23 protein-coding genes are annotated in these 21,203 nt (G+C 38.9%); 8 read left to right on the top strand and 15 right to left on the bottom strand.

Translation table 11 applies throughout. From position 1 onward, the window contains the following. Positions 1-596: 596 nt before the first annotated feature. From LS67_RS08995 to recA, 7 genes are all read right to left on the bottom strand, one after another. Complete coding sequence (locus LS67_RS08995; protein WP_034327011.1) at positions 597-1,559, bottom strand: Gfo/Idh/MocA family protein; 963 nt, start codon at positions 1,557-1,559, stop codon at positions 597-599. Then, positions 1,552-2,646: a DegT/DnrJ/EryC1/StrS family aminotransferase gene (locus LS67_RS08990; RefSeq protein ID WP_034327009.1), complete on the bottom strand. Its 1,095-nt coding sequence runs from the start codon at positions 2,644-2,646 to the stop codon at positions 1,552-1,554. The genes LS67_RS08995 and LS67_RS08990 overlap by 8 nt, the downstream gene beginning before the upstream one ends. A gap of 76 nt (positions 2,647-2,722) precedes the next feature. Then, positions 2,723-3,226, bottom strand: a complete 504-nt coding sequence (locus LS67_RS08985) for a shikimate kinase (protein ID WP_034327020.1) — start codon at positions 3,224-3,226, stop codon at positions 2,723-2,725. 3 nt (positions 3,227-3,229) lie between these two features. Next, entirely contained in the window at positions 3,230-3,844 is a 615-nt protein-coding gene (locus LS67_RS08980) for an AMIN domain-containing protein (protein WP_034327006.1), read from the bottom strand. Continuing rightward, positions 3,819-4,103 carry a hypothetical protein gene (locus LS67_RS08975; RefSeq protein ID WP_034327004.1) on the bottom strand — a complete coding sequence of 95 codons (285 nt, stop codon included), beginning with the start codon at positions 4,101-4,103 and terminating at the stop codon, positions 3,819-3,821. Before LS67_RS08975 ends, LS67_RS08980 begins: the two co-directional genes overlap by 26 nt. A gap of 24 nt (positions 4,104-4,127) precedes the next feature. Next, on the bottom strand, positions 4,128-5,405 hold the full coding sequence (eno, locus tag LS67_RS08970) for a phosphopyruvate hydratase (RefSeq protein WP_034327002.1): 1,278 nt from the start codon (positions 5,403-5,405) through the stop codon (positions 4,128-4,130). A gap of 18 nt (positions 5,406-5,423) precedes the next feature. Beyond that, complete coding sequence (recA, locus tag LS67_RS08965) at positions 5,424-6,464, bottom strand: recombinase RecA (RefSeq protein ID WP_034327000.1); 1,041 nt, start codon at positions 6,462-6,464, stop codon at positions 5,424-5,426. Positions 6,465-6,562: 98 nt separating this feature from the next. Here recA and LS67_RS08960 point away from each other — a divergent pair, with 98 nt between their 5' ends. From LS67_RS08960 to LS67_RS08950, 3 genes are all read left to right on the top strand, one after another. Next, a complete protein-coding gene (locus LS67_RS08960; protein WP_034326998.1) occupies positions 6,563-7,420 on the top strand; it encodes a menaquinone biosynthesis family protein in 858 nt (285 codons plus the stop codon). Between the two features lie 50 nt (positions 7,421-7,470). Continuing rightward, a complete protein-coding gene (locus LS67_RS08955; protein WP_231944758.1) occupies positions 7,471-7,797 on the top strand; it encodes a hypothetical protein in 327 nt (108 codons plus the stop codon). A 64-nt stretch (positions 7,798-7,861) separates the two neighbouring features. Continuing rightward, positions 7,862-9,556, top strand: coding sequence for an LTA synthase family protein (locus LS67_RS08950; protein ID WP_231944759.1), 1,695 nt, complete (start codon positions 7,862-7,864; stop codon positions 9,554-9,556). A gap of 96 nt (positions 9,557-9,652) precedes the next feature. Here LS67_RS08950 and LS67_RS08945 read toward each other — a convergent pair whose 3' ends face one another. From LS67_RS08945 to LS67_RS08920, 6 genes are all read right to left on the bottom strand, one after another. Beyond that, positions 9,653-10,219 carry a thiamine phosphate synthase gene (locus LS67_RS08945; RefSeq protein ID WP_034326996.1) on the bottom strand — a complete coding sequence of 189 codons (567 nt, stop codon included), beginning with the start codon at positions 10,217-10,219 and terminating at the stop codon, positions 9,653-9,655. Beyond that, entirely contained in the window at positions 10,206-10,886 is a 681-nt protein-coding gene (locus LS67_RS08940; protein WP_034326994.1) for a F0F1 ATP synthase subunit A, read from the bottom strand. Before LS67_RS08940 ends, LS67_RS08945 begins: the two co-directional genes overlap by 14 nt. A gap of 73 nt (positions 10,887-10,959) precedes the next feature. Next, complete coding sequence (locus LS67_RS08935; RefSeq protein WP_034326992.1) at positions 10,960-12,036, bottom strand: LptF/LptG family permease; 1,077 nt, start codon at positions 12,034-12,036, stop codon at positions 10,960-10,962. Between the two features lie 35 nt (positions 12,037-12,071). Beyond that, on the bottom strand, positions 12,072-12,683 hold the full coding sequence (pth, locus tag LS67_RS08930) for an aminoacyl-tRNA hydrolase (protein WP_034326991.1): 612 nt from the start codon (positions 12,681-12,683) through the stop codon (positions 12,072-12,074). After that, entirely contained in the window at positions 12,683-13,219 is a 537-nt protein-coding gene (locus LS67_RS08925; protein ID WP_034326989.1) for a 50S ribosomal protein L25/general stress protein Ctc, read from the bottom strand. Before LS67_RS08925 ends, pth begins: the two co-directional genes overlap by 1 nt. A gap of 64 nt (positions 13,220-13,283) precedes the next feature. Then, a complete protein-coding gene (locus LS67_RS08920; RefSeq protein ID WP_034326988.1) occupies positions 13,284-14,567 on the bottom strand; it encodes a citrate synthase in 1,284 nt (427 codons plus the stop codon). Between the two features lie 208 nt (positions 14,568-14,775). Here LS67_RS08920 and LS67_RS08915 point away from each other — a divergent pair, with 208 nt between their 5' ends. The 5 genes from LS67_RS08915 to LS67_RS08895 all read left to right on the top strand — a co-directional run bounded on the left by LS67_RS08915 (position 14,776) and on the right by LS67_RS08895 (position 18,637). Then, positions 14,776-15,315: a hypothetical protein gene (locus LS67_RS08915; protein ID WP_236096383.1), complete on the top strand. Its 540-nt coding sequence runs from the start codon at positions 14,776-14,778 to the stop codon at positions 15,313-15,315. A gap of 145 nt (positions 15,316-15,460) precedes the next feature. Then, positions 15,461-15,895: a hypothetical protein gene (locus tag LS67_RS08910; RefSeq protein WP_034326986.1), complete on the top strand. Its 435-nt coding sequence runs from the start codon at positions 15,461-15,463 to the stop codon at positions 15,893-15,895. 235 nt (positions 15,896-16,130) lie between these two features. Then, positions 16,131-16,550 carry a hypothetical protein gene (locus tag LS67_RS08905; protein WP_034326984.1) on the top strand — a complete coding sequence of 140 codons (420 nt, stop codon included), beginning with the start codon at positions 16,131-16,133 and terminating at the stop codon, positions 16,548-16,550. A 108-nt stretch (positions 16,551-16,658) separates the two neighbouring features. Continuing rightward, entirely contained in the window at positions 16,659-16,937 is a 279-nt protein-coding gene (locus LS67_RS08900; RefSeq protein ID WP_034326982.1) for a hypothetical protein, read from the top strand. 23 nt (positions 16,938-16,960) lie between these two features. Then, positions 16,961-18,637 carry a lipoprotein N-acyltransferase Lnb domain-containing protein gene (locus LS67_RS08895; protein WP_034326980.1) on the top strand — a complete coding sequence of 559 codons (1,677 nt, stop codon included), beginning with the start codon at positions 16,961-16,963 and terminating at the stop codon, positions 18,635-18,637. On the opposite strand, the gene LS67_RS08890 is transcribed toward LS67_RS08895, so the two are convergent. Beyond that, entirely contained in the window at positions 18,621-19,361 is a 741-nt protein-coding gene (locus LS67_RS08890) for an EI24 domain-containing protein (protein WP_034326978.1), read from the bottom strand. The genes LS67_RS08895 and LS67_RS08890 overlap by 17 nt on opposite strands. A gap of 18 nt (positions 19,362-19,379) precedes the next feature. Next, positions 19,380-21,200 carry a flagellar hook-associated protein FlgK gene (gene flgK / locus LS67_RS08885; protein WP_034326976.1) on the bottom strand — a complete coding sequence of 607 codons (1,821 nt, stop codon included), beginning with the start codon at positions 21,198-21,200 and terminating at the stop codon, positions 19,380-19,382. Between the last annotated feature and the right edge of the window lie 3 nt (positions 21,201-21,203).

Raw genomic sequence — 21,203 nt, 5'->3', positions numbered from 1 at the left:
TTTCATATCAACTTTGCTTCAAATTCAATACAAAATCATAGACTAACAATTTCACTTAAATTGAATACAACTTTGCCACAAACTTAAGAGCATTTCAAGATTCATACTTCGATACAAAATTAAAAAAACTTCATAGCAAACTTCATATTTTTTTAACTTAAGAACAGAAAAAATAAAATTTAAAAACAACTTAAGATTAGCTTCAAGGCAAAAAGTTTTTTAAGCTTTATAAAATATTCTAGCTGAAATATAATGACACAGATTCTATTACAAATAAAATTACTATAAAGAGAATCTTATATTACCTTTTCCCTTATATTAGAATCTAATATGTATGGAAATTAATTTCCAAAGTTTTAAAAAAGCTCTAAGCAAAAGCAATGAATAGAGAAATGATAGACAAAGACTAGAGACAAGATAAAATGTTTTTAAGGGATAAAAAAGAAAAGTGTGTGAGAGTGTGTTTAATGATTTTTTAAGGTTAATGCGTGTAGATTCCCAAAATATTTTTACTCCCATTCCTTTAAAAAAGCTTTAGAATCTGATTTTACTTAAAATAAGTTGATTTGCGCTTAAAAGATTCTATAAAACTCTCTTTAACGTCCATTATGTATAAGATTCTGAATCTGATGGGCGATTTTCATCGCCTCCATTCCCTCGCGCTCATTGGGGCGGTTTGAAGTTATGCTTGGCTTATTTTTACATAGATTCACAAAATCAATGAGTTCCGCAAGCAATGCCTCCTGCCCACGCACCTCAATCGTCTCTGTGCTTGCACAAACGGAAACATTATCAAGCCGCTGCTCAAAGCTCTGCTTATCTACAAAAATCTCCTTATGCAACAAATTACAATCAATGTATTCATCTTCAGTCGTGATAGAAATCTGCCGTTTGCGCTTATGTGTGATACGACTTGCCACGATATTTGAAAACGCCCCATTGCGATGCACGAGACACGCACGCGCATATTCAATCATTCCTTTTTCAATCACACCGTGTGCATAAATATCCACTACCTCGCCATTAAAGCGCAGTGCCAAATCAATATCGTGAATCATCAAATCAATCACCACATCTACATCTGTGATGCGACTACTCATTTTATTTGTGCGTGTGAGGTCAATATTAATAATCTTATGCTTATTTGCGCCTAAGATTTGCCGCAGGGTAATCACAGCGGGATTATATCGCTCAATAAAACCCACTTGGATATTAAGATTTTTTTGTTTCGCAAGATCAACAATCACTTGTGTAGATTCTAATGTATTGGTAAGAGGCTTTTCTACAAAGATATTTTTCACGCAATTACTGACTTTATTGATATAGTCAAAATGCGTAAAAGTAGGTGTTACAATAATTGCTCCATCGCAACTTTTGAGGTCGCTATCAAGATTTTCTAGAATCTTAATGCCAAATTTTTTGCTTAAATCCACGCACAATTCCTCATTTACATCATAAAGGAATGCAACTTCCACATCTTTAAGCATACTCAGGATTCTTAAATGATTTTGCCCCATTTTACCAATGCCAAAGAGGGCAATTCGCACAGGTTTATCCATTGACTGCCCTTATCACTTGACATTGCTCATCTTCTGTAAGGAATGGGCTAAAAGGCAAAGATAAAATCTCCTCGCATACCACCTCACTCACAGGAAAATCGCCTTTTTTATATCCATACACTTTACACACTACCTCTTGCAAATGCAGCGGAATAGGATAATGCACCGCATAAGGAATATGAGCGGATTCTAATTTTTTCATAAGCTCTGCACGATTGTGGGTGCGGATAGAATACTGCGCATACGCACTTGTATTATTTGGAGCAACAAAAGGTGTAATCACATTTTTAAGATTCTCATCATACACCCTTGCAATATCCTGCCTTTTATCAATCTCTTTATCTAAATGCTTTAGCTTCACCTGCAATATCGCTGCTTGAATCGCATCTAGTCGCGCGTTTAACCCAATGAAACTATGTTTATATCGCTCTGTCTGTCCGTGATTGAGGAGATAGCGAAGCTTTTGAGCCAAAACTTCATCATTTGTAAATACTGCCCCGCCATCACCATAGCAGCCTAGAGGTTTGCTTGGGAAAAAGCTCGTAGTGGCGATTGTGCTTGCATCACAAGATTTTATCTTTTTACCTTTTTGAATCTGACTTGCCCCAAAGCTTTGCGCGGCATCTTCAATCACAGGAATATTGTGCTTTGCGGCGATTGCATTAATAGATTCCATATCTGCCATCTGCCCAAAAATCGCCACAGGAATGATTGCCTTTGTTTGAAGTGTAATAGCCGATTCTAAAAGAGCTGGATTAAGGTTATAAGTCCCTTCATCAATATCCACAAACACAGGTTTCGCACCAAGGAGCATTATCGCCTCCACACTCGCAATAAAGCTAAAAGGTGAGGTAATCACCTCATCGCCACTTTTAATATCAAGTGCCAAAAGTGCCAAAATAAGCGCATCTGTCCCGCTGCTACAACCTATAGCGTGTTTTGAACCCACATAAACAGACATAGCAGATTCTAAATCACTCACTGCCTTACCCATAATAAACTGCGATGAGTTCAGCACATCTTGCATAGCCCTATCAATATCACCTTTGTAGCATTCATACTGCGCTTTAAGATTAATAAATTCCACTTTATTACCCCTTGTTGTAAAAGTGCTAATTGTAGCAAAAAATGATACATATATCATAAGGTTTGTTACATAAAGCCTAGATTCTGTGTTTTTGCTCCGCACATTCTATAATCTGCCTCGCACTCTCTGTTATGGAGCTTACACCGCTCACCACATAATGAGCTTGTTTCTCATATATCTTTTTGCGCTCATTATAGAGTCGCCTCGCCTCTGTTATGTCTGCAAAAAGAGGTCGCTTCGCCCGCTCACTCTTGCTCATTCGCTCACTAATGCACTCAAAGCCCACATCAAGAAAAAAAATCTTACCCATATATCGAATGTCATTATAGATTGGCATTCCCCCACCTGTAGCGATAACTGCGTTTTTTACATTAGCAGAGAGCCACAAGATGAGCTGGGATTCTATGCGGCGGAATCCCTCCTCGCCTACTGAAGCAAAAATATCCTTTATACTTTTACCCATATTTTGCTCTATGAGCTGGTCTGTATCGAGTAAGAATCTCCCGCCGCAAAGCGCAATTTCTCTACCTATGGTCGTTTTGCCACTCCCCATAAAGCCAATTAAAACAATATTCTCCAACATCTACTCCAAGCTAATCACAAAACCATCGCGTTGTGGGGAGATGTGATATTTATATCGTCCATCAAAACCTATGGAGACTCTATAAAATCCTTCGTGCGTGGAGATTTCTGCATCACTAAAATATTTCTTATCGAGTTTAAGCTGCTGATGCTCGTTGCTTTTTACACCTTCAAAATCAAGAACTAACCGATAGGGCTTAGGCAAAATAAAATCACGCAATAATTTCTTACGCGTGGCGATAAAAAGCTTACTATGATTGATGATAATCTCAAATTCGCCGAGCTTAAAGCGATTTTCCACTTTGTAAGTAGCACCTTGGGCTTTTTGCGAGATAAGTAAAGGATAGTGCCAATCAATACTCTCATCAAGCTGAATGATCTTATTTTCAATAGAGCCATCAAGATTTTGATAGGTAACCTGCACGCTTTTTAACACTCGCGCGGTGCTAGGCAAAACAAACTCTATGCTAGAAAGCGGGTCTTGGTGCATACCCTGTGCGTTATGCTCCTCCTCTTTTTGTGTAATCACAGATTCAAAAGGATTTTGCCTCGCCCATAGGGTACACACGCATAGACTTACAATTAATACGCTATTTCTTAGGATTTTCTTTTTCAAAATCTGCTCCTTTTAGCTCAAAAATTTGCCTTTGCAAAAGCGCGTTTTGCTCCTGCATTTTATGAGCCTCCTCTATAAAATATGTTTTTTGCTTGTGTAAAGATAAAAGCACTTCCACAGAATTATTACCAAAGAGCAGATACCCTATATACACGCCCAGCGCAATCACAACACCAAAAATAATAATCCACACACGATTAATATAAAATAGTCTCTTTAATCTTTGTGGCTCACCTAGTAGCTCATCGTATGCGCTCATCGTATGCCTTTAAGCTCTGCACCTTTATCGTTTAAAAAGGCTCTTGCCAATATATTCTGTATCACTCACCTCACGTTCAATTTCAAGCAAGCGATTATATTTTGCTATGCGCTCACTTCGCGCTGTTGAACCTGTTTTTATCTCGCCGGTATTAAGTGCCACCGCAAAATCCGCGATAAAGGTATCCTCACTCTCGCCACTGCGATGACTCATAATACACTTATAATTATTGCGTTGGGCAAGACGCACGGATTGCATTGTCTCACTCACACTCCCAATTTGATTAGGTTTAATCAAAATGGCATTTGCAACATTTTTATCAATCCCCTCTTGCAAAATCTTTTTATTTGTAACAAACAAATCATCACCCACAAGTTGAATCTTGCTTCCAAGTTTTTGCGTAAGGAGCTTCCAGCCCTCCCAATCATCTTCGCTCAAGCCATCCTCAATAGAGACAATAGGATATTTTGCGACAAGTTTCTCATAATACTCAATCATACCCGCACTATCAAACACTTTGCCCTCTCCTGCAAGATGATAATTTCCATCTTTCCCTACAAGCTCACTACTTGCCACATCAAGTGCAATCGCAATTTCTTCGAGTGGCTTATACCCCGCCTTTTCAATGGCTTTAAGAATAACCTCGATAGGTTCTTCATTATTTTTTAAATTAGGAGCAAATCCCCCCTCATCGCCAATACTTGTAATATGTCCAGAATCTTTCAAAATTGCTTTAAGGTGATGATACACTTCAGCTGAAGCGCGCAAACTCTCCGCAAAAGTATCAAAGCCTAGAGGCATAATCATATATTCTTGAAAATCCACCGTGTTATCAGCGTGTGAGCCACCATTAATAATATTAAGCATAGGTGTAGGGATAGTAAGCGCATTGCTGCCACCCAAATAACGATACAAAGGTAAATGTAAGCACTGCGCACTTGCACGAGCTATTGCCATACTCACACCCAACACCGCATTTGCACCGAGTTTTGAATAATTATCTGTGTCATCAATCTTTTTAAGGATAAGGTCAATTTTGCTTTGGTCATAAGGTGATACGCCATCAAGCTGTGCAGCAATCTCTGTTTTGATATTTGCACACGCTTTAAGCACACCCTTACCTAAATAGCGCTCCTTGTCGCCATCTCGTAGCTCTAGGGCTTCTCTCTTACCTGTGCTTGCACCACTTGGCACTATTGCACTTGCCCTTGTGCCATCACTTAGCCTTACTATTGCTTTAACCGTTGGGTTTCCACGACTATCCATTACCTCTTGTGCGTCAATATGCTCTATATAAACCATTGTATTCTCCTTGTTATTTTATTCGTTAGTTTCTGGCTCATCGGGCAGAGGCAGAATCTCATCTTTTGCACCAATTTGCTCTTTAATCTTTGCAGTAATTTCTTCTGCCAAAGCCTTATCCTCTTTGAGAAGTAGCTTTGCATTCTCGCGCCCCTGTCCTAGCTTTTTGTCATTATAGCTAAGCCACGCACCACTTTTATCGATAATATCAAGCTTGATACCATAATCGATAATCTCACCCTCTTTACTAATGCCTTCGCCAAACATAATATCAAATTCTGCCTCGCGAAATGGTGGTGCAACTTTATTTTTGACGACTTTTGCCTTAGTTCTATTGCCAATTTGTTGCTCATTTTGCTTGAGTGTAGCAATGCGGCGCACATCAATACGCACACTCGCATAAAACTTAAGCGCATTACCGCCGGTGGTAGTCTCTGGGCTACCATAGCCCATAGTGCCAATTTTCATACGAATTTGGTTGATAAAAATCAAAGTCGCATTCATCTTATGAAGCACACCGGTAATTTTACGCAAGGCGTGGCTCATAAGCCGCGCTTGAAGCCCTACGTGCTGGTCTCCCATATCGCCCTCAATTTCTGCTTTTGGCGTAAGCGCAGCCACTGAATCTATAACAATTAAATCCACTGCACCACTGCGTGTGAGTGTCTCTAAAATCTCAAGTGCTTGTTCGCCCGTATCAGGTTGAGACACAAGCAGATTCTCTGTATCCACACCCAAACGTTTAGCATAATATACATCAAGTGCGTGTTCAGCGTCTATAAAGGCGCAGATTCCGCCATTTCTTTGACATTCTCCCACGATTTGAAGGCTTAGTGTTGTTTTACCGCTTGATTCTGGACCATAGATTTCAATAATCCTCCCCTTAGGCACACCACCAATGCCAAGTGCCATATCAAGCCCGAGTGAGCCCGTGGAGATAAAATCTATCTTTTCTACCTGCTTATCCCCAAGCCTCACCAAAGCACCTTTACCAAATGCTTTATCAATTTGCTTTAAGGCTAACTCAATGGCTTTCTGCTTTTTCTCATCTATCATCAATTATCCTTTTTTTTGTAAGTTTGTGCGTAAAATAGTGCGATTTTATCTAAGTTTGACTAAATTATCCTTATAATTTTGACAAAAGAAGAGGAGAGATAATGATAAGTGTCGCTCATAGCCCTGATGCCGATGATTTATTTATGTATTATGCGATTGTTTTTGGGTGGGTAGATTCTAAAAAGTTATGTTTTAACAACACCGCAAAAGATATTCAAACACTCAATCTTGCGACATTAAAAGGCGAATACGATATTAGTGCAATTTCTTTTGCACTTTATCCGCTCGTGGCGCAAAATTACGCACTTTTACGCACAGGAGTGAGTTTTGGCAATGGCTATGGACCAAAGCTCATTAGAAAAAAAGATAAGATTCTAAAAAAGCATTTCAAAGTCGCTTTAAGCGGGGAACATACAACAAATGCGATGATTTTCCGCATAGCCTATCCTGATGCGCGCATCGTGTATAAAAATTTCCTCGATATAGAATCTGCCGTGCTAAGTGGCGAAGTCGATGCGGGTGTGCTCATACACGAATCCATTTTAAATTTTAATGAAAATCTCTGCGTAGAATCCGAACTTTGGGACATATGGCAGAATCTTAGCGGTGGTGAGCTGCCTCTGCCTTTGGGTGGTATGGCGCTGCGCCGCTCATTGCCACTTACCACCGCCATAGAGTGTGAATCTATGCTTACCAAAGCCGTGCAACTTGGAGTGCAAAACAAAGCTATTTTAAGCCAAATGCTTTTGGAACGAGGCATTATACGCGTGAATGCAAAGGAGCTTGATACATATCTTAGCCTTTATGCAAATGCGGATTCTATTTCTATGAGCGAAATTGAGATTGAAGCGGTGGATAGGCTTTTTGAGCTAGGATTCAAAGCAGGATTTTATCCACAGATTCTAAAAGCTAGAGATTATTTTATCCCAAGCGAATATAACGATTTACGCTTCTGCTAGATTCTTTAATATTTTATAATCTAAGCACATTTAACCCACAAAGGAGAATAATGAATACACAAGTAAGCAAAAAATCCATAATGAATAACGAAATGCCTCATATCATCAATAGCATTTTGATACAGCGCACCTTGCTCCTTTGTGTTGCACTTTTTATTTTATGCACTATCACACGTGGCATTATGGTAGCCCATTACTTACCTATGAATCTATGGCAAGAGCATTTAAGCGACTTTGGCGCAATGTGGCTTATGGGTGCAAAGCTTGATATGCGAAGTATCGGCATCGCTCTACTCATTTTTGTAGCCCTACATTACATCACACAATCTCTTTGCTTTATAGCATATATTTTAACGGGGGGGGGGGGCAAAGCATAGAATCTACTCTTTCCTCTCACAAACAATCCCCCACATTTATACCTTTTTGCTTGGCTTTGTCTTTATGGCGGCGGCTATTATTAATTTCTACTATTTCCGCACTTATGGGAGCAAAATCGATATTTTTATCTTTGGATTCAAAGATGATGATACTCTCGCTATTCTCTCCATTATGTGGCAGGACTATCCATTGGTTATTGGTGTGCTTTGTGCGATTGCTTTTGGTATCTTTTGTCTCTATCTTTACAAAATCCCTCTATTCTCTTTATTTATGAGATTTGCTCATTTTACAAATCTTTATGTGCAGATTCTATACCTTGTTTGCGTCCAACTCCTCCTTATTGCACTCCTATTGATTGCAGCGCGTGGCTCACTTGGCACTTTTCCTATCAAAGAGGATAATCATTATATTTCTACGCTACCTATTTTTAATCACCTAGCTACAAATCCGCTTATTGCATTTGACTGGGCACAGAGTAATTATAAGGAAGCTGCCCTCTTTCACCCGCCTGTAAAAGAAAAAGGAGAGCAATTAGAATCTTTACTTTTTCCTATTTCGCACACGAGTGCAGATTCTGTATTTTTACGCGAAAATCCACCGCATATTGTTTTGAATCTTATGGAGAGTTTTGGGAGCAATATGCTGATTTTTGACGATAAAGATACAAATGACCTACTCGGGGCTTTGAGGAGGCATTTTAATGAAGATTTTGTCTTTTATCGTTTTTTAAGTGGAGCTAATGGCACAGCACCTTCACTTGCCGCCCTTTTCTTTGATAGCCCAAGTGCTCAAATCTCCTTAGGTGCGCATAAAAAAACGTCTCTTATGCTGAATCCTTTTTTCATATACGCAAATGCAGGATATGAGGTAGTATATATTACCTCCGGCTACGCATCTTGGCAGGGTTTGGGAGAGTTTATCATCACGCAGGGCGCACACAAGGTTTATGATATGCTCACACTTTTAGAGAGATTTCCACAGAGTAAGAATGATAAAAATACCTATGGTGTGCCTGATGAATATGCGTATAATCTCGCTTTTGAGATTCTGCAAAACGCCACAAAACCTACATTTATCGCTATACTCACTACGAGCAATCACCCGCCCTATCATCTACCGCAACACTATGTGCCAAAACCCATTGCACTAAGCGATACCTTAAAAAATAAAGCGAAGAATCAAGCGCACGATAAGCTTAGAATCTCCGCCTTGCTCTATCAATATGCTAATGACGCATTCGGGGAGTTTATGGATAGGATTAAAGATTCACATTTAGCCCAAAATACGATTATAGTAGCAAGTGGCGACCATCGCGTGAGGGATTTTGCCGATAATCCCAGCACGGATAAAGCCCTCTACTATGCCGTGCCTCTGTATCTCTATGTGCCACAAATGTATGCTACACAAACACATTATGACCCTACACGCATAGGCTCACACAAGGATATTTTCCCCACACTCTATGAGCTAAGCCTGTCTCAAACACCTTATATCAGCGTAGGAGGACGCAATATACTTGCCCCTAAAGACGATAAACGGCGCGCTTTTGGCTACAATCAAGCCGTGTGGATTGATGAAAATGGCATTTATCCTTTCCGTAGCGAGGTGGGCTATATGTGGGCAGATTCTAAAGAGGATTTGGGGCTTCTATCCACAGATACAAGCTTTAGCTTAAATGAATATCAAAAACACTTTGGAAAGCGATATTGGGAGTTATTTGAGTATGCGATAAGTTATAGAATCTTCAAAGAGGAATAATGGCAAGGCAGTATTTTGTTATGACTAGAAATTATAGAATCTCTAAGATTCTCATATAAATTCTAAGAGCACATAAATGTGCGTTACACAAAAAGGCTAAATTGCAAAATAGCTTATCCCCGCAAAGCCTCCAAAACCTAGATTCTGTAAAAGTAAAATATGCTCTTTTGTGATACCACCTAATGCGATAACCTTTGAGCGCAAGGCGCAAGGGATTTGCTCTAAAATTTCTAAGCCGAGCGGGGCGGGTTTATTGGGTGTAGAAAATATAGGACTTAAAGTGCAGTAATCTGCACCAAACTCCAAAGCACGCAATACTTCAGCTATGCTGTGTGCGCTATATCCTATAATCTTTTGTGAATCTGGCGCATATGCTGCCCTTAGTGGCGTAATAAAATCTATAAGATGAGATTTTAAATGCACTCCTCCAAAATGTGTAGAAAGCTCTAAAATCTGCGTAAGGTTTGTAAAGGGGAGATTCAGTAAAAGCGTTTTATTCAAAGGAGAAAGCAACTCTATAAAGTGAGGCACAAACTCATCACTTTGTGAGCGATACATTATCCAATTCGCGCCTAATGTCGGCACACAAGAAGCAAGTTTAGAAATATATCCCCCGCTAAGAGAGGGGGTAATAAGAAGAGCAATAAAATTAATGCTCTGCATCAACGGCTACTGCGCCGTGAATATATACATAGGTAAGAATCATAAATACAAACGCTTGGAGCAATGCCATAAAGGTAAGGATTGCAAATGGCGCAACAGGCACAACCCAAGGAGCAAGCATAAGCATAACAAGCAAGAACATATCATCACCCTTGATGTTTCCAAAGAGACGAAATGAAAGCGAAATAATGCGCGAAAAGTGAGAGATAATCTCCACAGGGAACATCAGCGGAGCGAGCCACCACACAGGACCCATAAAGTGTTTTATATATCTCACTATACCTTGCGCACGAATGCCCTCGAAGTGATAGTAGAAAAATACAACCAAAGCCAAAACCAATGTGAAGCTCCAACTAGAAGTCGGGGCTTCAAATCCCGGGATAATACCGATGGCATTACCAAAAAATACTAAAAATGCAATAGTGGCTGCAAGTGGAAAGTATTTGCGTGCTACTTCCTCGCCCACAATATCCTTAGAGAAATTAATGATGCCAGAGATAATAAACTCAAAGACATTTTGAATGCCGCTGGGCACGACCTGCATCTTATATGTCGCATATCGCGCAAGAACAAGTATAATAATTGCCACAAGGATAGTGTGAAAGCCAATAACAAAGTCGTGATTAGCATTAATCAACCCTGCAAAGGTAAAAACTCTATCATCCATAGTAACCCCTTTTGAGTATGAGTATGGCGATTATGCCTAGTTTTTTGTTAGTTTTGCTTTAAATTGTTGCATTTTATGAAAACTTTTTGTTTAAATGTCGAATATGCCACAAAAATATAACAAATAAGATTCCCATAGGGAGTAATAACCCTAATTCAGGGTAAATAAGCCCTGCTACGCTTAATTGCGAGAGGGAGAAAAATAACCCCCAAATAGCCAAAGCCCCAATAATACACACAAAACTAATGAGCGTGAGATTCCCATAGCGAGGCAAGGAAGGGATATAATAAGCGATGATAGCAATACAAAGTGGCACAAAAAATGGAACAATAAGCAGTCCATACAAAATCGCTCGTATCTTGTCTGTGCTTACACCCTGCTTATGCGCGATGTGTAGCGAAGCAAGAGCATCAATCAATGAAGCTATCGGTTTATCTTGCGCAATTGTCTCAAGCACCTTAGAGCTAAAACCTTGAAGCGTCTCTAACTCCTCGCTTACGCTCATTTGCAGTGGATTATCCCCCAAAGTAAGTGTTGGGGAAATACTCACACTTTTTGCATTTTTTAGAATCCACGTATTACTTTCAAAAAATGCCTCCTTGCTCTCGTGATAACCAATCAGTCTATGTTCATTATCAAGCACGAAAATCTTAATACCCTCCGCCCTTGCCTCGCCATTGGAAAGGGGGTAGAGCTTACGCAAAAAAATGTATTGATTGCCACTTTTAAGCAGAAGATTCTCGCGCACATTTTGTGTATTTTGGTAAATAATACCCTCCGCATATTCTTGCGCGTATGCAAACGAGGTGCTATTGAGCCCAATAAATCCGGCGGTAAAAATGCTTGAAATAATAAGCAGTGGGAATAAAATCTGTAACTTAGAATAGCCTAAAGCCATAAGTGCCGTGAACTGAACGCTTTTAAGCAATGCCATATAGCAAATAATTGAGCAAAGCACGAGCGAAATCGGCAAGGTATAAGTGAGGGCATAGATGCCATCATAAAAGAGAAAAAGAATTAATAAGTTTGCAGAATCTGGTAAGTCATCGATATATTTAAGCGTATCTATAGCGAGAAAAAACCCTTCCAATGCGAGAAAGATAATGAAAAAATATTTCAAATACTGCGCCCCGACAAAACGAAACATCATATATTATCCTTTTGAATCCACAAAATCACTTTCTCTCATCTTTTGCAATATGCTGATTCTATCTTGCTCTGCCTTAGCGTAAAGCGATTTTGTAAGATTGATAGAATCTGCTGTGTATTTTCTTGCGTAGTATAAAAATACATAATGGCATCGCGCATACAGGGCATTGTGGCGCAAAGCTGTTTTTTTTCCTCCGCACTAAAATCACTTAGCACATAAGTTATAACATCTTGCTGTGTGTTTCTACCTATGCCAAAGCGCAATCGCAGATAGTCCTCCCCCATAGCCTTATCAATGGATTTTAAGCCATTATGCCCGCCACTTGAGCCGCCGAGTTTGAATCTCACATCGCCAAAGGCAAGGTCTAAATCATCGTGTATTACTAAAATGCGTGTAATATTAAAATACCGAGCAAAAGGAGCGATAGACTCACCAGAGAGATTCATAAAAGTATGGGGCTTGAGAAAAAAGATTTTGTGAGAATCTATGTGTATGCTTCCAATTTGTGTGTTGAATTTTTTATCAAAGTTAAAGGTAAAACCTAATTCTTGAGATAAAAAATCAAGCACCATAAAACCGACATTATGCCGAGTGTTTTCGTATTTGGCACCCGGATTACCAAGCCCTGCAACAAGGAAGCAGGACATTATTTCGCTTTGATAACACCAACAACTGCTACTGATGGACGATTGATAACGCTAACACCTTCAATTTGTGGCAAATCACGCACAAGAATAGAATCCCCCACATCTAAGTTACTCACATCAATCTCATAAGTATTTGGGAGTTTTTCAGGAATGCATTTCACGCTAATGCGCTTTGTTGAAATAAAAAGCACACCTTTATTTTTCAAGCCCTTCGCGCTTCCTTTAGTGCACACAGGCACTTTAAACTTACAAGTCACGCCTTTTTGTGCTAAAAGCAAATCCACGTGAATAATAGTATTCGTTACAGGATCTTTTTGATATTCTTGAATCACCACATCTAAGGTTTTCCCACCGACTTTTACAGGGAAAATCAAAGTGCTTTTATGCTTGACTTCCTTGATAAAGTCATTAATCTTAAAGGCGCAGTGAATATTCTCCTGTCCTTTGCCATAGATGTTTGCAATTAGATAACCATCATTCCTCAAGGCTTTTGCCTCTGATTTTGAAATACTCTTTCTAATTTGTCCTTCTAACATTTCTGTATCCTTTATGAAAATTTAAGGGCGACATTATAGCCAAAAACCCTTAAATACACTTGAGTTAATCTCCTATATATACTTGTCTTGGTCGTGTAATTCTCGTTGCAGGATCTTTGATGTGCTCCAAGAGCTGTGCGCACCAGCCGGGCATTCGTCCAATAACAAAAATTGGGGTAAAGAGTGATACAGGAATCTTAAGTGCAGATAAAATAATGCCCGAGTAGAAATCAACATTTGGGTAAAGATTTCTTTCTACAAAGTAGCTATCGCTTAGTGCTACTTCCTCGACTTTATGTGCCAAATCGCTTAGTCGCGAATCCATTTTAATGCCTCTCTTATCCAAATCATCTTTAAGCTTCTTTAGAATCTTCGCGCGTGGGTCGTAGTTTTTATACACACGATGCCCAAAGCCCATAAGCCTAAATGGATCATTCTTATCTTTTGCTTTAGCGATAAACTTATCAACATTTTTTGCATCACCGATTTCATTGAGCATATCAAGCACTTTTTCGTTTGCCCCGCCGTGCGCAGCACCCCACAATGCATTAATCCCCGCGCTCAAAGCAGCATAAGGATGTGCGCCAGTGGAAGCGACATTACGAACAGTCGTTGTAGAAGCATTTTGCCCGTGGTCAGCGTGAAGAATAAAAATCTTATCTAAAGCCTCAACTTCCAAAGGTGTAATTTCCAATTCACCCTTAATTGTTTGTTTCATCTTGCCACCCGGATATGCGCGGAGCATATAGAGGAAATTCTCCACATAGCCTCGCGCCACATCAGGATAAATATATGGAATCCCCAAAGAATGGCGATAGGCAAAAGCTACAAGTGTGGTAATCTTCGCAATGGCGCGTCTTGCCATTACTTGTCGATCTTCCTCATTTGTCATATCTAAATGATGAAAATGGAAAGTCGAAAGTGCAGAGAGAGAAGCAGAGAGATTTGCCATAGGGTGCGCTGTATCTGGGAAAGCCTTAAAGATATTAATAAGTCCCTCGTGCAAGAAACTGCGGTGCATTAGCTCAAGCTCAAACTCCTTAGATTCGGTCTCGTTTTTTGGTACTTCATTTGTGATGAGTAGCCTACACACATCGGTAAAGCGATACTTCTCCACAAGCTCTGTTATTGGCTTACCTTTATAGAGGAGCTCACCCTCTTTGCCATTAATATAGCTAATAGTCGATTTACACCCGGCTGTGCTGCCATAGCCCGGATCATAAGAAAAAATATTCGTGCGCTCAAAGAGTTTAGAAAAATCTACCGCTTTTGGTCCTCTATTGCAGTCAATAAGGTCGAAATCAAAGCTTTCTTTTGTTTCATTATTTGTTAATGTGATAGTCGCCATACTTACTCCTTAAAATGTGATTTGCACCTGATTATTACACATTTTTTTTGCTAAAGTCAAAAAAAAATTAAATTTACGCACAAAATTCACTTAAAATGTGCTAAATGATACATTTATGCGATTTTGTAATAAATGTTTAAGAGATTGTAAATGTTTTTATGTATTATTGTCGATTGCAGATGAGATTCGCGGATTCTAAGGAGGTTTTATGTTAAACATCACGCTAACAGACAAAGACAGAAAAGAACTTGCACCACTACTTGGCACTTCGGCAGCTGAACGCGCATTAATGCCCGAGGAAACACTAAAAAAGCTTAAAGCTTTAGAAAAAGAACAGCAAGATGGTCCTTTTGAAGATCTTGACAAAATGATTAATGAATCTATTTCTGCGGTAAAGACTAAAAAAATCCAAAAGAAACTCGTCCTTACAGATAAAGATAGAGAGGAGCTAGCACCGCTGCTTAATATATCTCAAGCAGAGCGCAAACTGATGCCAAAAGAAACACTAAAAAAGCTTGAAATATTCGAGCAGGAGCAAGAAAATCCAAATTTCAAGGATTTAGAGGACATCATCAAAGAATCTATGTCTCTTGTGGAAGCCTTCGTGCCAAACACCCTTTACAAAGAGCTTACGCGCAGGAGCAAGAAAGATTATCTATGGTGGGAGACAAATTATCGCATTTTTCTCGCACAGCGCAAGGCACAGCGCGCGCGTCATAGAGCTAAAATGGATAAAAAACAAAAGTAGTTTTCGCTTCTTGACATAAATTTAGAATATTTTGTTGAATCTCTACCTTTGCACCTCGCAATGGTTAGTTTCTATATAAGAAATACTTCAGTAGGATTAGTTTCAACGCATATATGGACGTGAGGCACCGCAAAGAAAGCGCAAAATGAGTGAAAAAATAAATTACAATCCTAATAGATATGTGTGCGAGGATATATCTCGTGCCATTAGCTTTTACATACACAATCTATACGCGATAGTGGGCTATGGAGCAAATGGTGCAGAATATCGAATACAAAGCAATAGGGAAAAAATACAGATTCAAAGTGTAAGTGAGGCACTGCAATGTGCTAAGAATACACTTCAAGCGCGAAAGAGGCTTAACCAACTCGTGCTTATTGCTCCACCACCTTGCATTTTAGAATTGGAGCAATTTTTGCATTTTTTGGATTCTCAAGGTGTAAAAATCGATATATACATAGGCGAAAAAGAGTGTCAATCAATGGCAATCTTAGAATCTTTATGCGCTTGTAGCGTGGTGAGATTCTACAAAAATACTTCTTTTACTCATTGTATTTCTAACATTAAGCACAGCCATTAAAAAGTATTAAACATAAAAGACAACAAGCACGAGGACGAGAATCTTGGGATTAAAAATCTCGCACACTTTTTACGACTTGTGGCATTGTGAGGTATTATAAATATTGTAAATTTATGCAACAACTTAAGGAAAAATTCTACTTTTCTTCTTTTATCTTTTAAGATTCAGCCAAACAAAAAAAAATAGAATGCCATTTTGCAAACTAATTTGCAAATAATTTTTACAAGGAGTTTGTATGATAAAAAGTGCAAAATGGATTGTTATTGTGGCGATTTTGATGTTAGGATTTGGAGGGTGCGCAACGATTACTAATACTCCAAAACAGCAAGTTTCTCTAGTGGCTTCAAATGGAGAAAAGGTTGTGGTAACTATTAATGAGGAGAAAGTTACATTACCAACAACAATGAAGATTCCAAGAAAGCCTACCGATGTATATGTGTATGCAGAGGATAATCCAGGTTATCAATATAGTCATACAAGCACCTTTGTCATCGGTGGTATTAAAGAAAGTCCCGTTGTATTTTTAGATATACTTGGTGTTCTTGCTGCAATTTTTCCCGGTCTTACTTCTATAATTGTAGATCAGGCAACAGGTTCTGCTTGGGAATATAGTAACAAAGAATTAGTCGTGCCTGTGTATAAGGCAGCAAAATGAAAACATTTGTTTTTATGGTAGCTGTGTTATTGCTATTTATGTGGTTGTGCGACTATCTCAAATCAAACAAAACAAAAAGTGAAACTTTCTACGCGAAATGGGGATAGTGTGATTGCCGATATTGGCGGGCAAAAGGTGAGTGTGCCAAGTGAGGTGAGAATTGCTCGTAAGGGGGCTGTGATTAGGGTCTTGAATGAAGATAATCCTTGCTATGAAGATTCTAAACTTGTTGTTGCTGGTCAAGATGAGATCAGTTGGTGGTTTTGGGGAAATATTTTAACAGGTGGGACATTAGGTTCTCTCACAGATTATGTGGTAGGAAGTATGTGGGTGTATAGCAATCCAAATTTCATTATTCCAACCAAGAAAAAAACGCAGTGTAAATAAGCAAAAGTAGTCGTTACAAATAAATGAAACAGCTTGAATGGCTCGTGTTGTCTTTTGCTTTTTGTAGCTTTTTAATTTGCTTTGCTTTGGGGCAGAGTGCTCCGCCCTATATAAAAGATTCTTATTCGCTTCATTCTATTGCTTCGCTTTCTCAGTGGAAAAAGCTTTTACATTATCGCGGCAAAACATCGCTTATAAGGCAGGATTCTGGATTTTTTCTCTCTCCGCTGGGTGCGATAAATCCCCAAGCCGAGCTTCTTTCAACACTTCAGGCATTTGGCATTGATGTAGAATCTGCTCATACAAACACAACAAACACTTCATCTTTTTTATGTTCTTATCCTGCAAGAGCAATGTTTTTATCGCGGTTTTTTCCACAATTAAAAGAGATGGTTAAAACAACGCATTGTGCGGAATATGAAGAGTTTTTGGAGATTGTGCCAAGTGATAGAATCTCACTTATTTTTGCTGCGGAGAGTGATATATATCCGGGTTCGGCTATGGGGCATATTTTTTTAGCTTTAGAGGGGGAGGCAAAGGCGGATTTACACAAAACATTTAAGGGCAGGAGTGATTTAAACATACAAAAAGGGCAGTATTTGGGCTATTCATTAAGCTTTTTTGCTAATGCGGAGCTTGGGCTTAATCCTATTATGTATTTTCGGGCATTAATGGGGAATCTTGGTGGTATTTATGCGTTGCAACCACTTGATAATAATACATTTGAATATCTTGAAAATGAAAAGCGGAGTTTATGGAAGTTGGGGTTAAAGCTAGATTTAGATTCTAAGGCTTTGCTTTTGGCACATTTATGGGAGCTTAAAGATATTCCTGTGGAGTATGCTTTCATCACACATAATTGTAATGACGCTTTAAAAAGTGTGTTAAGTGTGGCAAATGAGGCATTTGATACACAAAAGTTAAAACCATATCAAACGCCTGTGGAGTATCTTAAGAGCTTGGAAAATGCGGGGCTTTTGGACAATGTGAGCGTGGAGATTCCACAGGAGAAAAAAGCTTTTAGCGATAAATATGGTTATAATGAAATCTTAAAAGCACGTGATAGTGCAAAATTCTCATTAAGCTATGAATCTAGGGCTAGTCATTCAATGATGGGTATGTATTTTTCGCCTATTTATGCTGATATAACAAATGCAAACAATGCTTACAAAGAGTTGATAGAATCTCGCCTTATGAGTGTAAAGGGCTATGTGAATCTTGAGAATAGCTCCATTTTTATTGATAAAATAGAAGCGTTGCATTTGTTTTCGGTAGCAGATTCATACCGCACGAAGAGCTTATCAAAATATATTGATGTGAGTTTTGAAAATCCATTTGATGAAATCACACATATGAGATTAAAGCCTAAAATTTCATTTGGAGCGGGATTTGGCGGATATCTGGGGAATTTTAGTCTTTATCTTATGCCACTTGTGGGTTATGACTATGTGAAAAATCATAACGCATTTGTAGATATACATTGTGGGATTGTGGGGAGATTTGAGAAGCTAAGGCTTATTGGCAATTATGATTATTTTATAGATATTACCAATCAAAGGGGCTATACACATCAAGCAAGCGGCTTTGTGGGGTTTAATGTTTATAAGCAGTGGGATTTTTACGCACAAATACAATGGAGGGATACTTTTAAATATGGTGATTATGTGAGTTGGCAAAGCGGTATTAGTGTGAATTTTTAACACTTTGTATTTCATCAAGCCTTGTGAAAAAATAATGCGTGATAAGCAGAATCTGCAGTGGCATAAGGAAAAAATTAAGAAATGGCACAAAGCTAAAAAGATAGGCTAAAAGTGCATAAGCGTGGTTTTTGAGCACTTGAGTGTGAATGAGAATCTGCCACTGCTCTCGCTGCATACTTGAGCTGCCTACATCAAAAAAAGTCATTTTTTTAAAAAATATATACCACACCACAAAAAGCGCGAAAGAGCCGAGCAGTGAGCCAAAAAATGGAATGAGATACAAAAGCAATGAGAGCAGTGCCAAGAATCCAAGGAGGAGAAAGGTTTTCACAAAAATAAGCAGACATTCAAGGAATGAGCCAAATTGCGCTTTTGGCAGATGAGGGAAGTCTTTTTGCCGCACATATTCTACGATAAAGGGCGTATAAAATAAAGAAAAAAAGACATTGGTAAGCAAAATCAGCACGACAAACACAAACCCAAAGAGTGCATAAAGCGCAAAAGAAACACAAAATCGAATAATGCTCCCTATGATTCCGCCCATATCAAGCCAATCAGGCAAAAAGCCTACAAATAAGCTTGAGAGGTAAGCAAATATTTCATCGCCTAGCGCATAAAACACGCTCCCCCATAAAAGAATCCCAAAGAATGCAGGTAAGAGCGTGAGTGTTAAGATTCTAGGCGAGAAAAAATCTTTTATGCTTTTGCTAAGAATATTCAACATAATTGAGAATCTTGGAATTTATTGCTTAATGCCAAGTAGCGTTTCTATCATTCTATCAATAGTCGTAATGACTTTGGCATTTGCCGCGTAGCCGCCTTGAAATTTAATAAGATTCACCATTTCTTCATCAAGGCTCACTTGTGAAATCGCTAAATGTTCCTTTTTGACAGCAGAAAGCACAGAATCTTTTGTCTCTTTTGTGCGTTGTGTAGCTTCAGTTTGGTTTGCCACACGTCCAGAGAGATATTGATAAAATTCAGAAATACGCATTTGCTTTGTCTCAAATTTATTCATATAAAAATCCACATCATCGTATTGGAGCTGCTGCATCATATTTGCTACTTCAAAATTTCCATTCACGGGGGCAAGCCACGGGCGTATGAGCGTGGCATCTTTGGCATATTCATAATTAAGCGTGATATTGTGTGCGCTATCGCCCTCGAAAAACTTATTCAAACCAAATGCACCTGTAAAATTTGTCCCATTATCTTGTATGGCGACATAAAGCCCTTGTGAAGGATTCTTAGCAATGATATTAAACTCTTGAGATCCATTATCATAATATGCGCGAAAATAGTCGTCAATATCGTTTAGAGCGTTGTTGTCCTTATTGTCATCGTCATTTCCATTGATAGCACGAACAACATCATTCATTGTTGTGATTTCATCGATTTTAATTGTTTTGCGCCCTATTTCATTGCCCTGCATATTATACACGACCACATCAAAGCTACCCGTTTTAATATTATAGTTACTATCAACAAGCGCATTAAGACTCCATACATCAAGTTTATCGCTACGAATCTGTGTTGTCGCACTTTGAGAGTAGATAGCATTTGTAGCCTCGATAAACCCTTTTGCAAAAATATCCAAATGATTGATATAGTCTTGAATCTTTCCTACCCGTGTGCCTCCAGCTCCGGAATTATAAAGTGAGATAAGCGAACCTGCTTTGCCCTGCACGATTTTGTCAGTAATTTCAACAGTCTTAAAATCATCACCTTGAAAATATATGCGATTAAGGTTGAGGTGATTATCATCTTTTTTGAGCACGATTGGGTGGAACATCGCACCATCAACGATATTAAAACCAAAGCCGATATTCAGCACATACTCATCATCAAAGTCCGCTAGTTTTGGGTGGATAGAAGCATTAGAATCCAAATGATTCTTAAAGACATTCGCACCAACGAGCGTTTGAAGATTGTATTCTAGTTCATCGCGTCTATCGCGTAATTCATTAGCTTGTTTGAGTTCGCGCTGGTCTTCCATTTCCTTGAGCTTAGCATTGATATGGGCGATTTCTTTTGCAAGACGATTGACTTCATTTATCGTTACTTCAAGCTCTTCACTCGCCTTTTGTTGCAATCTCACGAGTCTAAAGCGCGTATCTTGTATGTTCCTACTAAGCACCTGCGCATTTTTAGCTAAAACTTGCTTTTGAGCGGGATCTACAGAGTTTTTTGCTAAATCTTTCCACGCATTAAAATACTCCTCTAAGTCGTTATAAATACCTACGCCATCGACTTCGGGAAAAAATGCGGAAGCCTCACGCAAAGTCGTAAAATGTGTATCATAATACTGCGCTTCTTCAGCTGCCTTGCGATAACGTGTAAAGACAAATTCATCGTGGATTCTCTGTATAGTCTCGGTGCTCACACCTCTGCCGAGATTGTAATCTTGATAATAAAGCGGACGTTCAGGGCGCACAAGCACACGCTGACGACTATAAAATTCATCACTCGCATTTGCAATGTTATTGCCTGTTACATCAACCATAAGTTGATGTGCTTGCAAACCTGTGTAAGAGGTATTAAGAGATGAAAGGATACCGCCCATACT

The organism is Helicobacter sp. MIT 03-1616, from assembly GCF_000765685.2.
Lineage (GTDB): Bacteria > Campylobacterota > Campylobacteria > Campylobacterales > Helicobacteraceae > Helicobacter_C > Helicobacter_C typhlonius.
This window is presented reverse-complemented; position numbering and strand designations above follow the sequence as displayed.

What these genes read in the sequence shown, in the direction of transcription:
- LS67_RS08995 (WP_034327011.1), bottom strand. Translation starts at nt 1,559, where the DNA reads ATGGATAAACCTGTGCGAATTGCCCTCTTTGGCATTGGTAAAATGGGG.
- LS67_RS08975 (WP_034327004.1), bottom strand. Translation starts at nt 4,103, where the DNA reads ATGAGCGCATACGATGAGCTACTAGGTGAGCCACAAAGATTAAAGAGA.
- eno (WP_034327002.1), bottom strand. Translation starts at nt 5,405, where the DNA reads ATGGTTTATATAGAGCATATTGACGCACAAGAGGTAATGGATAGTCGT.
- LS67_RS08960 (WP_034326998.1), top strand. Translation starts at nt 6,563, where the DNA reads ATGATAAGTGTCGCTCATAGCCCTGATGCCGATGATTTATTTATGTAT.
- LS67_RS08955 (WP_231944758.1), top strand. Translation starts at nt 7,471, where the DNA reads ATGAATACACAAGTAAGCAAAAAATCCATAATGAATAACGAAATGCCT.
- LS67_RS08950 (WP_231944759.1), top strand. Translation starts at nt 7,862, where the DNA reads ATGGCGGCGGCTATTATTAATTTCTACTATTTCCGCACTTATGGGAGC.
- LS67_RS08945 (WP_034326996.1), bottom strand. Translation starts at nt 10,219, where the DNA reads ATGCAGAGCATTAATTTTATTGCTCTTCTTATTACCCCCTCTCTTAGC.
- LS67_RS08940 (WP_034326994.1), bottom strand. Translation starts at nt 10,886, where the DNA reads ATGGATGATAGAGTTTTTACCTTTGCAGGGTTGATTAATGCTAATCAC.
- LS67_RS08935 (WP_034326992.1), bottom strand. Translation starts at nt 12,036, where the DNA reads ATGATGTTTCGTTTTGTCGGGGCGCAGTATTTGAAATATTTTTTCATT.
- pth (WP_034326991.1), bottom strand. Translation starts at nt 12,683, where the DNA reads ATGTCCTGCTTCCTTGTTGCAGGGCTTGGTAATCCGGGTGCCAAATAC.
- LS67_RS08925 (WP_034326989.1), bottom strand. Translation starts at nt 13,219, where the DNA reads ATGTTAGAAGGACAAATTAGAAAGAGTATTTCAAAATCAGAGGCAAAA.
- LS67_RS08920 (WP_034326988.1), bottom strand. Translation starts at nt 14,567, where the DNA reads ATGGCGACTATCACATTAACAAATAATGAAACAAAAGAAAGCTTTGAT.
- LS67_RS08915 (WP_236096383.1), top strand. Translation starts at nt 14,776, where the DNA reads ATGTTAAACATCACGCTAACAGACAAAGACAGAAAAGAACTTGCACCA.
- LS67_RS08910 (WP_034326986.1), top strand. Translation starts at nt 15,461, where the DNA reads ATGAGTGAAAAAATAAATTACAATCCTAATAGATATGTGTGCGAGGAT.
- LS67_RS08905 (WP_034326984.1), top strand. Translation starts at nt 16,131, where the DNA reads ATGATAAAAAGTGCAAAATGGATTGTTATTGTGGCGATTTTGATGTTA.
- LS67_RS08895 (WP_034326980.1), top strand. Translation starts at nt 16,961, where the DNA reads ATGAAACAGCTTGAATGGCTCGTGTTGTCTTTTGCTTTTTGTAGCTTT.
- LS67_RS08890 (WP_034326978.1), bottom strand. Translation starts at nt 19,361, where the DNA reads ATGTTGAATATTCTTAGCAAAAGCATAAAAGATTTTTTCTCGCCTAGA.
- flgK (WP_034326976.1), bottom strand. Translation starts at nt 21,200, where the DNA reads ATGGGCGGTATCCTTTCATCTCTTAATACCTCTTACACAGGTTTGCAA.